Origin of the sequence: Micromonospora sp. NPDC050276 (genome assembly GCF_044459545.1) — a bacterium.
GTDB lineage: Bacteria > Actinomycetota > Actinomycetes > Mycobacteriales > Micromonosporaceae > Micromonospora.
In genome coordinates, this window is sequence record NZ_JBITJA010000001.1 from 1 (window position 1) to 13,128 (window position 13,128).

Annotated in this window: 13 protein-coding genes and 1 pseudogene; 10 read left to right on the forward strand and 4 right to left on the reverse strand. The window is 70.3% G+C overall.

From position 1 onward, the window contains the following. On the forward strand, positions 1-355 hold a 355-nt coding region (locus ACIBF8_RS00005), incomplete at its 5' end, for a transposase (RefSeq protein ID WP_396780102.1). On the opposite strand, the gene ACIBF8_RS00010 is transcribed toward ACIBF8_RS00005, so the two are convergent. The 3 genes and pseudogenes from ACIBF8_RS00010 to ACIBF8_RS00020 form a co-directional block, all read right to left on the reverse strand. Then, the gene (locus tag ACIBF8_RS00010) at positions 352-1,482 is read right to left on the reverse strand and encodes a CaiB/BaiF CoA transferase family protein (RefSeq protein WP_396780103.1); all 1,131 of its coding nucleotides are present in this window, start codon (positions 1,480-1,482) and stop codon (positions 352-354) included. The two genes, ACIBF8_RS00005 and ACIBF8_RS00010, sit on opposite strands and share 4 nt — an antisense overlap. A gap of 38 nt (positions 1,483-1,520) precedes the next feature. Continuing rightward, positions 1,521-1,643 (reverse strand): annotated as a pseudogene (locus ACIBF8_RS00015) (acetyl-CoA C-acyltransferase); the annotation flags it as partial. Continuing rightward, a complete protein-coding gene (locus ACIBF8_RS00020; protein WP_396780104.1) occupies positions 1,633-2,799 on the reverse strand; it encodes an acyl-CoA dehydrogenase family protein in 1,167 nt (388 codons plus the stop codon). The gene ACIBF8_RS00020 and the pseudogene ACIBF8_RS00015, both read right to left, overlap by 11 nt. A 310-nt stretch (positions 2,800-3,109) precedes the next feature. Here ACIBF8_RS00020 and ACIBF8_RS00025 point away from each other — a divergent pair, with 310 nt between their 5' ends. From ACIBF8_RS00025 to ACIBF8_RS00040, 4 genes are all read left to right on the forward strand, one after another. Further along, complete coding sequence (locus ACIBF8_RS00025) at positions 3,110-3,427, forward strand: hypothetical protein (protein WP_396780105.1); 318 nt, start codon at positions 3,110-3,112, stop codon at positions 3,425-3,427. Positions 3,428-3,675: 248 nt separating this feature from the next. Beyond that, the gene (locus tag ACIBF8_RS00030; RefSeq protein ID WP_396780106.1) at positions 3,676-4,353 is read left to right on the forward strand and encodes a TetR/AcrR family transcriptional regulator; all 678 of its coding nucleotides are present in this window, start codon (positions 3,676-3,678) and stop codon (positions 4,351-4,353) included. Between the two features lie 114 nt (positions 4,354-4,467). Continuing rightward, positions 4,468-5,316: an MBL fold metallo-hydrolase gene (locus ACIBF8_RS00035; RefSeq protein WP_396780107.1), complete on the forward strand. Its 849-nt coding sequence runs from the start codon at positions 4,468-4,470 to the stop codon at positions 5,314-5,316. 4 nt (positions 5,317-5,320) lie between these two features. Continuing rightward, on the forward strand, positions 5,321-5,983 hold the full coding sequence (locus tag ACIBF8_RS00040; RefSeq protein ID WP_396780108.1) for a CGNR zinc finger domain-containing protein: 663 nt from the start codon (positions 5,321-5,323) through the stop codon (positions 5,981-5,983). 16 nt (positions 5,984-5,999) lie between these two features. On the opposite strand, the gene ACIBF8_RS00045 is transcribed toward ACIBF8_RS00040, so the two are convergent. Beyond that, on the reverse strand, positions 6,000-6,851 hold the full coding sequence (locus ACIBF8_RS00045; RefSeq protein ID WP_396780109.1) for a zf-HC2 domain-containing protein: 852 nt from the start codon (positions 6,849-6,851) through the stop codon (positions 6,000-6,002). A gap of 72 nt (positions 6,852-6,923) precedes the next feature. Here ACIBF8_RS00045 and ACIBF8_RS00050 point away from each other — a divergent pair, with 72 nt between their 5' ends. The 5 genes from ACIBF8_RS00050 (at position 6,924) to ACIBF8_RS00070 (ending at position 13,111) form a co-directional block, all read left to right on the forward strand. Then, positions 6,924-7,964: a TRM11 family SAM-dependent methyltransferase gene (locus ACIBF8_RS00050; RefSeq protein ID WP_396713876.1), complete on the forward strand. Its 1,041-nt coding sequence runs from the start codon at positions 6,924-6,926 to the stop codon at positions 7,962-7,964. 305 nt (positions 7,965-8,269) lie between these two features. Continuing rightward, positions 8,270-8,359, forward strand: coding sequence for a K(+)-transporting ATPase subunit F (kdpF, locus tag ACIBF8_RS00055; protein ID WP_036390805.1), 90 nt, complete (start codon positions 8,270-8,272; stop codon positions 8,357-8,359). Further along, positions 8,359-10,014 (forward strand): potassium-transporting ATPase subunit KdpA, encoded by a 1,656-nt coding sequence (gene kdpA / locus ACIBF8_RS00060; RefSeq protein WP_396780110.1) that lies wholly within the window; start codon positions 8,359-8,361, stop codon positions 10,012-10,014. The genes kdpF and kdpA overlap by 1 nt, the downstream gene beginning before the upstream one ends. A 20-nt stretch (positions 10,015-10,034) precedes the next feature. Beyond that, positions 10,035-12,230, forward strand: coding sequence for a potassium-transporting ATPase subunit KdpB (kdpB, locus tag ACIBF8_RS00065; RefSeq protein WP_396780111.1), 2,196 nt, complete (start codon positions 10,035-10,037; stop codon positions 12,228-12,230). After that, positions 12,230-13,111: a potassium-transporting ATPase subunit C gene (locus tag ACIBF8_RS00070; protein WP_396780112.1), complete on the forward strand. Its 882-nt coding sequence runs from the start codon at positions 12,230-12,232 to the stop codon at positions 13,109-13,111. The genes kdpB and ACIBF8_RS00070 overlap by 1 nt, the downstream gene beginning before the upstream one ends. Positions 13,112-13,128: the final 17 nt, after the last annotated feature.

Genomic DNA, 13,128 nt, shown 5'->3' on the forward strand with positions numbered 1-13,128 from the left:
TACCCGAGCCGGTGGTGGCCGACCACGGACCCGTCCGGACACGGTGCTGGCCGATAAGGCGTACACGTCCAAGGCCAACCGAGCCCACCTGCGATACCGCGGCATCCGAGCGTGTATCCCCAGCAAGAGTGATCAAGACGCGCACCGCAAGGCCAAGGGGTCAAAAGGCGGGCGTCCGCCCGCCTTCGACCCCGAGCTCTACCGCCTGCGTCACGCCGTGGAGTGCGGCATCAACCAGCTCAAACAACACCGCGCCATGGCCACCCGCTACGACAAACTCGCCGTTCGCTACGAAGCCACCCTCACCATCGCCGCCATCAACCAATGGCTTCGCGCCCTACGAAACACGGCCTAGGGGCGGTGGGGCCAGTCGGTGAGGATCTCCGCTACCGCTAGGACGTCCCGCTCCGGGTCTGGTGCCGGGGTCGGCCGATCGACCGGCGTGCGGCCGAAGCGGGGCGCGGGAGCCGGTTGGATCTCGCCGCCCACCTCGACGAACGTGCCCCGGGCAGCGTTGTGCGGGTGCTGATGCGCCTCGCCCGGGGCGAGCACCGGCGCGACACAGGCGTCCAGGTCGGCGAAGACCGCCGTCCACTCGTCCCGGGTCCGTTCGGCGAACCGCTCGGTGAACCGGCGGCGCAACTCGTCCCAGCCACTCGGGTCGTACTGGGCGGGCAGGTCCGGGTCGTCGGCCAGGTCGAGGCCGGTGAGCAGGACGGCGTAGAAGGCCGGTTCCATCGCGCCGACGGCCATGAACCCACCGTCGGCGGTGACGTACGTGTCGTAGAACGGCGCCCCGCCATCGAACATGTTGCGCCCACGCGGCGCGGCCCACAGGCCGGCGCCGAGCAGCCCGTGCAGGAACGAGGTGAGCAGCGCCGAGCCGTCCACCATCGCCGCGTCGACCACCTGGCCGAGACCGGAGCGCTCCCGTTCCAGCAGCGCGGCCAGCACACCGACGGCGAGCAGCATGCCGCCGCCACCGAAGTCGCCGAGCAGGTTCATCGGCGCGTACGGGCGTTCGCCGGCCCGGCCCAGTGGCTCCAACGCCCCGGCCACCGCGATGTAGTCGATGTCGTGCCCGGCGCGGGCCGCCAGCGGCCCGTCCTGACCCCAGCCGGTCATCCGCGCGTACACCAGTCGGGGGTTGCGGGCCTGGCACACCTCCGGTCCGAAGCCGAGCCGTTCGGCCACCCCGGGCCGGTACGCCTCGACCAGCACGTCCGCGCGCTCGACGAGGCGCAGCAGGTCCGCCATCCCGGCCGGAGACTTCAAGTCCAGCGCGGTGACCCGCCGGCCGCGCTGCAACGGGCCGCTGGTCGGCGCGGCCAACCGGCCCGCACCCGGGGCGCCCGGCCGGTCCACCCGCACCACGTCCGCGCCGAGGTCGGCGAGCACCATGCAGCCGAACGGTGCCGGGGCGAGGCTGGCCAGTTCGACCACCCGTACCCCGGCGAGCGGTCCGCCGCGCGCCGCCGTCACGCGACGCCGACCGGGTCGGTGGGACGGGTGGCGAAGCCACGCAACGCGTCGATCAGACCGACGACCAGGGAGATCGGCTTGACCCCGTGCAGCGCGCCGGTGGCCCGGCCGCGTCCGCGCGGGGTGCGGACCGCGTCGTAGACGTACGCCTCAGAGGGCACGGGCGATCAACTCCTTCATGATCTCGTTGGTGCCGCCGTAGATCTTCTGAACGCGGGCGTCGGCGTACATCCGGGCGATCGGGTACTCCGTCGTGTAGCCGTAGCCGCCGAAGAGTTGAAGGCACCGGTCGACGACCTCGCACTGCCCGTCGGTGAGCCAGGACTTCGCCATCGCCGCGGTGGTCACGTCCAGGTCGCCGCGCGTGTGCCGGACGATGCAGTCGTCCAGGAAGACCCGGCTGACCCGGGTGCGGGTTGCGCACTCGGCGAGCACCATCCGGGTGTTCTGGTGACCCATCAGGGTCTTACCGAAGGCGGTGCGCTCCTTGGCGTACGCGACGGTCAGCGCGACCGCCCGTTCCATGGCCGCGACCGCGCCGACGCCGATGACCAGCCGTTCCTGCGGCAACTGCTGCATCAGTTGGATGAAGCCCAGCCCTTCGGCCCCGCCGAGCAGGTTGGCCGCCGGGACCCGGAACTCGTCGAAGAACAGCTCCGCCGTGTCGTTGGCGTGCAGGCCGATCTTGGACAGCAGTCGGCCCCGGCGGAAGCCCTCCGGCTCGCCACCCACCTCGCAGACCAGCAGCGAGACACCGGCTGCCCGCTGCTCGGGGTCGGTCTTCACCGCCACGATGATCAGATCGGCCAGGCCGCCGTTGGTGATGAACGTCTTCGCGCCGCTGACCAGATAGTCGTCCCCGTCGCGGACCGCCCGGGTACGCATCGCCTGAAGATCGGAACCGCCGTCCGGCTCGGTCATCGCGATGGCGCCGACCAGCTCACCGCTGCACAGGCCGGGCAGCCAGCGCCGTTTCTGCTCCTCGCTGCCGTAGGCCACCAGGTAGCCGGTGACGATGCCACTGTGCACGGCCAGCCCGAGACTGCTCTCCCCGGTGGACGCCTGCTCGTGCAGCAGCACCGCCTCGTGGGTGAACCCACCGCCGCCACCGCCGTACTCCTGCGGGACCGACAGGCCGAGCAGCCCCAGCTCACCGGCGCGCCGGTAGTGCTCGCGGTCCGGATGGCCCTGTGCCGACAGGCGCTCGGCGTGTGGCAACACCTCCTTGGTGAAGAAGGTGCGGGCCAGGTCGGCGAGGTCGTCGTGCTCCGGCTCGCGCCAGGGCGAGGGGGAACCGTCGGGCGGAGGCGTCGGCATGAGCACCACCCTCGCGCCCTGTTGGCGGCATGTCAATAAGCCGTGATGAGATGCGAGGCCGCGGCCGTCGGGGCGTCTGTGGAGGTCAGGCGTGAGGATGGCTGAGCGGCGCTGCGGGGTCCTTGTGTGCGCCTGCTCCCTGTAGAGCTGCCCCAATGGTGGGGCGCGGACATTCCGCGTTGATCGACTCCGGTTTCTTGAACGCGGGCTATCCGTGAACGATGGATACCCCGACTTCAGGAGAGTCGAGTCGATCAAGCCGCGCCAGGGGTCTGGGCTGAGTGCGGCGCGACTGAGCGAGGATCGTGCCATGAGAACCGCGCCTCCGGCCCTGCTCGACGGAGCCCGGGTCACGATGTTCGCCAACCTGGTGCCAGGGCAGTTGCCGACCGGCGCGACGCGCCACTCCGTCGGCAACTTCGCAGAGGCTGTCGCCCATCTCGCGATAGCCCGCTACGACGAGGCCGCCACAGAGTTCTACCTCTTCTACTGCACCAACGACTGGGAAGTCGTGACAGACACCTGGCATCCAACGGAGATGGACGCTGTCGCCCAGGCGGAGGTCGAATTCTGGGACGTGACGTTCATGTCGATGGCGGCAGGCGGCCACGGGGGCCGGGAGGCATAGCGTCCGGCTGTCTTGAACAGCCTCGCCGCTGAGTGATGGCCGAGCCGAAGGGCTACTCGGCCTCGTCGCCGTCGGTCGGGCGCGCAACCTGGGCCGCCACGTGCTCCGGCGACGTCAGGGCCTGCGGTGATCAAGTGATGAGAAGTAGGTCAGAAACGGCTCTGGCACCTCCTTCTCATCACTTGATCAAGGTGGGGCGGTGGTTGACGCTAAGCCTGGCGCGGTGAGCTGCCGATAGGGTCGGGCAGATGAGTGTCGAGACGGCTCCGCGCCGCCGCCGGTTGGAGCCGGACGCCCGGCGTGGGCAGATCCTGGCCTGCGCGGTCCGGCTGTTCGGCGAACGTCCATATGCGGAGGTGTCGACCACCGACGTCGCCCGTGCGGCGGGCGTCGCCCGGGGGCTGGTCAACCACTACTTCGGTGCGAAGAAGGACCTCTACCTGGAGGTCGTCCGGGTGATGGTGACCATCCCCGAGGTCGCCCTGGAGCGGCTGCCCAAGGGTGATCTGCGGACCCGGGTCGACGCCAGTGTCACCTGGTTCCTCGACGTGGTGTCCCGGCACAGCACCTCGTGGCTGGCGGCGGTCACCGCACGGGGGATGGGTGGCGACGCCGACGTGGAGCGGGTGCTCGCCGAGGCCGAGGAGGTCGCCGCGGACCGGATGCTGGTCGCCGTCGGGCTGGCGGACGAGGCCGAGGGTCGCGAGGAGTTGCGCGGGATGGTTCGTGCGTACGGCGGGCTGGCCACCTCGACCGCCCGCGAATGGCTCCAGCGCGGCGCGTTGACCCGCGCCCAGGTGCACCTGCTGCTCACCACGACCCTGTTGACCATCGTCGAACAGGTCATCCCCCAGGTCATCGCCGCTGATGACCCGGCCCGCCCACCCGGCCGCGCCTGCCGGCTGGGGCGTGGCACGGGCGGGTGACACAGGCCACGGGCAAACGGCATCGCTGAAATAGGCGTAGCGGTTATGGTTATTTCAGCGGTCGGCGGGTGCCCACCCGTGGCAAGCGGACGATCGCGTCGCTGAGGAGGCCACATGACCACATCCGCCCTGTCTTACGAGGTCTTCGTCTCGGACGGTCCGGTGCGGGCGGGGGATCAGCGCATGCCGGACGGCTCACGGATCCACTGGAACCCGATCTCGTCCACGTTGATCTTCGGGGCCGAGGAGGCCCTCCTCGTGGATCCGCCGTTCACCCACGAGCAGATCGCGAAGGTGGGCGACTGGATCGCCCAGTCGGGTAAGCGGCTGACGTACATCTACGCCACCCACGGGCACGGCGACCACTGGTTCGGCGCCGCCGAGCTGGTCAAGCGCTTCCCCGGCGCCGTCACCTACGCGACGCCCGGCACCATCGAGGTCATGCACCAGCAGGCCACCGTCGGCCGCAGCGAGTTGTTCGACCGAATCTTCCCCGGCCTGATCCCGGAAACGTCGGTCGACGCCGTGCCCGTGCCGGCCGAAGGGTTCCTGCTCGAGGGCAATCTCATCCAGCCCGTCGAGACCGGGCACACCGACACCGACCAGACCACTGTTCTGCACGTCCCGTCGATCGGCCTGGTGGTCGCCGGTGACGTCGTCTACAACGGGGTTCACCAGTACATCGTGGAAACGGTCAACGGGGGCCTGCGGCAGTGGATCGACGCCCTCGACCGTGTCGAGGCGCTCGCTCCCCGCGCAGTCGTCGCCGGCCACAAGAATCGGGACCTTCCCGACGACCCGGCAAGCATCGACCAGACCCGGAAGTACCTGCTGAACGTCGAGCGGCTGCTGACCGAGAAGCCGACCGCCCGCGAGTTCTTCGACGAGATGATCAGGCTCTACCCAGACTGGGTGAATCCGGGACCGGCGTGGTACGGGGCCCTCGCCCTACTCGGGAAGTGACCCGATGACGCCCTCGATCCCCGACCACGCGGCAGCCGTGGCGATGTCGCCCTGGCTCGCCACCGCGAGATACCACCTCGACCCGGCCCCAGGCGGCCTCGGGCTCGTTCAGGATCTGCTCAATACGATCTCGGCCGGCGTGCCACGGCAGCCGGACCTCCTGAACGATCTGGACAGCGCCGCGGAGTGGGCACAGCAGGCCGTCGCCCAGTGGTCGGCGGCCACTGGGCGGCCAGCACCCGACGTCACGCTCGACCCTGCGGGGCTCCGGGAACTACGGATCTTTCGCGACGAGTTGCTGGACGAGATCGAGGCCAGGCTGCACGCCACGCCTGAATCCGGACAACCCGCCACGGGTACGGCGACCCAGGCTCTGACCGGATCTCGTACCGCCGGTGCCACGCTTCGGCTCGATGAAGACGGGTCCGTCCAGCTCGAACCCGCCGGAGCCGGGGCCGAACTGCTGGTGTCGCTCGTCCTCGCCGCGCTGTTCGAGGCGCAACTCGCCGACGTCGCACGGCGGATCAAGACCTGCCGCAACCCCCGCTGCCGGGTGGCGTTCTACGACCGCTCGCGCAACAACAGTGGGGTCTGGCACTCCGTACGCGTCTGCGGGCACCCGACCAACCTGCGCGCCCACCGCGCCCGCCAGCGGCAGGCGGACTGACCCGGGGCCTGGCTGATCAGGCGGCCCGGCGTTCGTCGGCCTGGCCGCTGCGGGTGGACCGACCGGTCTGCGCTGCCGGGGCGGCGAACCCGTCGGCGGCCTGCGCTGGATAGGACTCGGCGCGCACCACCCGCAGTGGCCCCTCCACCTCGTCGGCGCCGAACCGCCAGCGGGACGATGTCGGCTGCCGCTGCGGTGCGGGCCCACCGGGGCGTAGACCAGGCCGGGACAGCAGCACCGTGATCAGGTAGCCGACCACCAGGAAGCCATGGCTGATCAGCCGTTCCCCGCCCACCGAGCCGGTGGCCAGGTCATTGACCGAGAGCAGCAGCAACGTACCGACGAACGCGCTGAGCATCGGCAGCAGCCCGGCGGGCGGACTGCGGCGCACCGCCACGAAGAGGAAGCCGGCGCCGACGGCCACGTTCCACGCGGCCGACTCGTGCCACAGGTGCTGACCGGTGGGGTGCAGGTGGTCGGCGGTCGCGCCTCTGCCCACCTGGGCCAGGCCGAGCACCAGTTGCACCGCGCCGAGCAGCCCGAGCGCCGATCGCAGGCCGGTGACCAGCGGGCCGCGTCCGCGCGCCTTCCGCAGGCCGGCGACGAGCGGGCCACGTCCGGTCCGGAGCCGCCACCGCGACCGGCGGGCCGGGGCCGCGCTGGCGGCGGCCAGGATCGCCGCCGTCCGGTCGGGCACGTCAACCACCAATCGGGTACGGATCCGACGGGTCACCGCGGTCGCCGCCGTGAACCAGGCCCGGCATTCGGCACATCCGTCGAGGTGCCCCTGCGCCGCCGTCAGTTCGGCGGCGGTCTCCTCCCCGTCCATCTGCGCGGACAGGACCTCCCGCCACTGCTCACACCCCATGTACCGGTAGTCGCTCCGGCGGCCGCTCCGGTTCCCGGCGACCGTGACGGGTTGTGGAATACTCGCCGGACCATGACGCGCTACGGCCTGCTGATCCTGCCCGCAACCAACCGGGTGTACGCCCGCGCCGCCGTCGACCTCACCCGGGCCGAGCTGGAGATCTTCGGCCGCTCGGCGCTCGATGGTCGGATCGGCGAGCTGGACACCGAGGTCGTTGGCGGAGCGTCCTACGTCACCTTCAGTGGCGATGGGCTGACCGAGCGGGACCTGGCCGTCCTGGGCAACCTCTCCGCCGGGTACGCGCTCTTCGAGATCGTGGGTGAGCTGCTGCGGCCGATCGAGTGGAGCCGACTGGACCGCTACGACGACGACCTGCTCACCATCCAGAAGTACCCGGGCAAGACCAATGAGCAGTTCACCAAGTTGCTGCTCAACGTCACCCTGCTCGCCTCGGACTGGGCCACCGAGATGACCAGCCGCCGGTTTCGGGTGCTCGACCCGCTCTGTGGTCGGGGCACCACCCTCAACCAGGCGCTGATGTACGGCTTCGACGCCGCCGGAATCGAGCGCGACCAGAAGGACGTCGAGGCGTACCGGGCGTTCATCACCACCTGGCTGAAGCAGAAGCGGGTCAAGCACCGGGTGCTGGAGTCGGGGCCGGTGCGGCGGGAGCGCAAGGTGGTCGGCCGGCGGGTACGGATCGAGTTGGCGCCGACCCGCGAGGAGCACAAGGCCGGCCAGACGCAGTTGCTGGACGTGGTCAACGCGGACACGGCCCGCTCGGCGGAGTTCTTCCGCCCGGAGACCGTGGACCTGGTCGTCGCCGACGCCCCGTACGGCGTGCAGCACGGCAGTCGTACCGCCGGGCAGGGGTTGACCCGCGACCCGCTGGCGCTGCTCGCGGACGCCGCGCCGGTCTGGGCGCGGTTGTTGCGTCCCGGCGGTGCGCTCGGTGTCTCCTGGAACACCCACGTCGCCAGCCGGGACGACGCGGCGGCGGCGTTGGCCGACGCCGGCCTGACCGTGGTCGACTCCGAGCCCTACCGCGCGCTGCGGCACCGGGTGGACCAGTCGATCATGCGGGACGTGCTGGTGGCCCGCCGCCCGGCCTGACCCGGCCGCGCACCTCCGCCGCACCCCGCCCCGCCACCGCCCCGATCGCGGGCCTGTGCCGTATTTCACCTGTTCAGGGTGCGGGTGTGAAAACCACGTCAAGAAACGGTTCGCCTCCGTCATGGTCGCGTTATGACCCCTGCCGCCCGGCGGGTGGTGGGGCTTTGATTGCCCGGCGCGACCGGTAGGCGGTCGCGACGAACCTTTCCGGTACGAGGAGTCAGCGTGTCTGACGTGGTGTTCGTGATCCTGACGGTGGCGCTGTTCGCAGTGCTCGCCCTGGTGGTCCGGGCGGTGGAGAAGCTGTGAACGCGGTCAACGCCGTCGGTTTGGTGCTCGCGATCGTCCTGGGCGCGTTCCTGGTGTTCGCCCTGTTGTTTCCGGAGCGCTTCTGATGACCATGACAACAGCGGGCGTCATCTTCGTGCTGACGCTGGTGGCCGCCCTGGTCGCGGTCCACAAGCCGTTCGGCGACTACATGTTCCGGGCGGTGTCCGGCACCAGACAGTCGCGGGTCGAGCGGGGCATCTACCGACTCGTCGGGGTCAACCCGGCCGCCGAGCAGACCTGGGGCGTGTACGCCCGCAGCGTGCTGGCGTTCTCCGCGGTCTCGATCCTGTTCCTGTACCTGTTCCAGCGGGTGCAGAACCACCTGTGGCTGTCCCTCGGCCTGGACCCGGTGATGACCCACGGTGCGTGGAACACCGCCGTGTCGTTCGTGACCAACACCAACTGGCAGTGGTACTCGGGTGAGTCGACGATGGGCCACCTGGTGCAGATGGCCGGCCTGGCCGTGCAGAACTTCACCTCGGCGGCGGTCGGCATCGCGGTGGCGGTCGCGCTGGTGCGCGGCTTCGCCCGCAGCCGCACCGGGCAGCTCGGCAACTTCTGGGTCGACCTGACCCGGATCGTGCTGCGCATCCTGCTGCCGATCGCGGTGCTCGGCGCCGTCGTGCTGATGATCGGCGGGGTGGTGCAGAACCTGTCCGCCGGCACCGACGTGAGCACGCTGACCGGCGGCACCCAGACCATCACCGGTGGTCCGGTCGCCAGCCAGGAAGTGATCAAGGAGCTGGGCACCAACGGTGGCGGCTTCTACAACGTCAACAGCGCGCACCCGTTCGAGAACCCCACCACCTGGACGAACTGGCTGGAGATCTTCCTGCTCCTGCTGATCCCGTTCAGCCTGCCCCGGGTCTTCGGCCGGATGGTCGGGCAGAACCGGCAGGGCTACGCCATCGCCGCGGTGATGGGCATCCTCGCGTTCGCCAGCATCGCGATCACCAACGCCTTCGAATTGGCCGGCCACGGCACGGTGCCGCAGGCCGTCGGTGCGGCGATGGAGGGCAAGGAGGTGCGGTTCGACGTCTCGAACTCGGCCACCTTCGCCGCCGCCACCACGCTCACCTCGACCGGTGCGGTCAACTCGTTCCACGACTCGTTCACCTCGCTCGGCGGCATGATGGCCATGGTCAACATGATGTTCGGCGAGGTCGCGCCGGGCGGCACCGGTTCCGGTCTCTACGGCCTGCTCATCCTCGCGGTGATCACGGTCTTCGTGGCCGGGCTGATGGTCGGCCGTACCCCCGAGTACCTGGGCAAGAAGATCGGGTCGCGCGAGATCAAGTTCGCCTCGCTCTACTTCCTGATCACGCCGATCCTGGTGCTCGTCGGTACGGCGGCGGCGTTCGCCACCGGCAACAACTCCACCGCGCTCAACGTCGGCCCGCACGGCCTCTCCGAGGTGCTGTACGCGTTCACCTCGGCCAGCAACAACAACGGCTCCGCCTTCGCCGGCATCACGGTCAACACGGCCTGGTGGAACACCGCGCTCGGGTTGTGCATGCTGCTGGGCCGGTTCCTGCCGATCATCTTCGTGCTCGCGTTGGCCGGCTCGCTGGCCCGCCAGGCACCCACCCCCGCGTCCGAGGGCACCCTGCCGACCCACCGACCGCTGTTCATCGGGATGGTCGTCGGCGTCACGGTGGTCCTCGTCGCGCTGACCTTCCTGCCCGCGCTCGCGCTCGGCCCGCTGGCAGAGGGGCTCTGACCATCATGAGGAACGAGGACATGTCCGTCACGTCCGCCCCAACGGAGCAACTCCCGGGCACGCCCGCCACCCAGGGCAACCGGACCGGCGGGGGCCTGCTCGATCCCAAGCAGCTGATCCGGTCCCTCCCAGACGCGGTACGCAAGCTCAACCCGACCACCCTGTGGCGCAACCCGGTGATGCTGATTGTGGAGGTCGGTGCGGCCTTCACCACCGTCCTGGCGGTGACCGACCCGTCGGTGTTCGCCTGGGCGATCACCATCTGGCTCTGGCTGACAGTGGTCTTCGCCAACCTGGCCGAGGCGGTCGCCGAGGGTCGGGGCAAGGCCCAGGCCGCGACGCTGCGGCAGGCGAAGAAGGACACCATCGCCACCCGGTTGATCGACTGGAAGCCGGGCGCGCGGGCCAACACCTACCGCGACGAGGCGGTGCCCGCGCCGGAGCTGCGTCAGGGCGACGTCGTGCTCGTCGAGGCGGGCGGCATCATCCCCGGCGACGGCGACATCGTCGAGGGCATCGCCAGCGTCGACGAGTCGGCCATCACCGGCGAATCGGCCCCGGTCATCCGGGAGTCCGGCGGTGACCGCAGCGCGGTCACCGGCGGCACCAAGGTGCTCTCCGACCGGATCGTCGTGAAGATCACCCAGAAGCCGGGGGAGAGCTTCATCGACCGGATGATCGCCCTGGTCGAGGGTGCCAACCGGCAGAAGACGCCGAACGAGATCGCGCTGAACATCCTGCTCGCCGCGCTCACGATCATCTTCCTGCTGGCCGTGGTCACCCTTCAACCGTTGGCCATCTTCTCCAAGGCGTACCAGGCGGCCGCGCCGAACAGTGGCGCGATCACCGACTCCGGTGTCACCGGGGTGGTGCTGATCTCGCTGCTGGTCTGCCTGATCCCCACCACCATCGGCGCGCTGCTCTCCGCCATCGGCATCGCCGGCATGGACCGCCTCGTCCAGCGCAACGTCCTGGCCATGAGCGGCCGGGCCGTCGAGGCGGCCGGCGACGTCAACACCCTGCTGCTGGACAAGACCGGCACCATCACGCTGGGCAACCGGCAGGCCGCCGAGTTCGTACCGGTCGAGGGCGTGGACCCGGCTGCGGTCGCCGACGCCGCGCAGCTGTCTAGCCTGGCCGACGAGACCCCGGAGGGTCGGTCGGTCGTGGTGCTGGCCAAGAACGAGTTCGGGCTGCGCGAGCGCGAGCCCGGGGTCATGCCGCACGCCACGTTCGTCCCGTTCACCGCGCAGACCCGGATGAGCGGCGTCGACCTGACCCCGGACGGCAGCGTGGGCGGCGGCGCGGTGGGCGCGGCCCGCCGGGTCCGCAAGGGCGCCGCGGCCGCGGTGATGAAGTGGGTACGGGAGAACGGGGGGCACCCGACCGAGCAGGTCGGCGAGATCGTGGACGCGATCAGTGGCACCGGCGGCACCCCGCTGGTGGTCGCCGAGCACGTCGACGGTGAACCGGCCCGCACGCTGGGCGTCATCCACCTCAAGGACGTGGTCAAGTCCGGCATGCGGGAGCGCTTCGACGAGATGCGCCGGATGGGCATCCGGACCGTGATGATCACCGGTGACAACCCGCGGACCGCGAAGGCGATCGCCGACGAGGCCGGGGTGGACGACTTCCTGGCCGAGGCGACACCGGAGGACAAGCTCGCGCTGATCAAGCGGGAGCAGGAGGGTGGCCGGCTGGTCGCGATGACCGGTGACGGCACCAACGACGCGCCGGCGCTCGCCCAGGCCGACGTCGGGGTGGCGATGAACACCGGTACGTCGGCTGCCAAGGAGGCCGGCAACATGGTCGACCTCGACTCCGACCCGACCAAGCTGATCGAGATCGTGGAGATCGGCAAGCAGTTGCTGATCACCCGTGGTGCGCTGACCACGTTCAGCATCTCCAACGACATCGCGAAGTACTTCGCGATCATCCCGGCCATGTTCGCCGGCCTCTACCCGAGCCTGGACGCGCTGAACATCATGCGGCTCGCCAGCCCGGAGTCGGCGATCCTGTCCGCGGTCATCTTCAACGCCCTGGTGATCATCGCGCTGATCCCGCTCGCCCTGCGCGGCGTGCGGTACCGGCCAGCCGCCGCGTCGAAGCTGCTCAGCCGCAACCTGCTGGTGTACGGCCTGGGCGGCATCATCGTGCCGTTCATCGGGATCAAGCTCATCGACCTGCTCATCCAGTTCATCCCGGGGATTTCGTGATGCGCCTACCCACCTGGATCGCCCAACACCTCGCCGCGCTGCGCGCCGTACTCGTCTTCACGGTGCTGCTCGGCCTGGTCTACCCGCTGGCCCTGGTAGCGGTTGGTCAGCTGCCCGGCCTCGACCACAAGACCGACGGATCGCTGATCTCCTCGGGTGGGACGACGGTCGGCAGCGCGCTGATCGGCCAGTCCTTCACCGACGCGGACGGCAACCCCGTGGCCCGGTACTTCCAGTCCCGCCCCTCCGCCGCCGGCGACGGCTACGACCCGACCTCCACCTCGGCCAGCAACCTGGGCCCGGAGAGCGTGGTCGACACCATCGCCCCCGATCCGGAGGAGTCCAGCGAGAGCCTGCTCACCCAGGTGTGTGGGCGCAGCAAGTCCGTCGGCGAGCTGAACGGCGTGGACGGCCGGCGCCCCTTCTGCACCGACGACGGGGTGGGTGCCGTGCTCGCGGTCTTCCGCGCCGACGGCCTGACCGGCCCGGTCACCCGGGTGGTCAGCGTCAACCAGGCCGCCCCGGCCACCCCGTTCGTCGCTTCGTACCAGGGCGTCCCGGTGGAGTTGGCCCAGCCCGGCGAGGACTACGTGGCCGCCGGTGGCGTGGTCACCCCGATCCGGGGCGACGCGCCCGCCGACCCGGCGGTGCCCGCCGACGCGGTCACCGCCAGCGCCAGCGGCCTCGACCCGCAGATCAGCCCGGCGTACGCCGAGTTGCAGGTCAACCGGGTCGCGCGGGAGCGCGGCGCGGACCCGGCGGCGGTCCGCAAGCTGGTCAAGGAGCACACCGGCGGGCGGGCGCTCGGGTTCATGGGTGAGCCCGGCGTCAACGTGTTGGAGCTCAACCTCGCCCTCGACAAGCAGTTCGCCGCACGCTGAGCACACTTCGGGCGGGG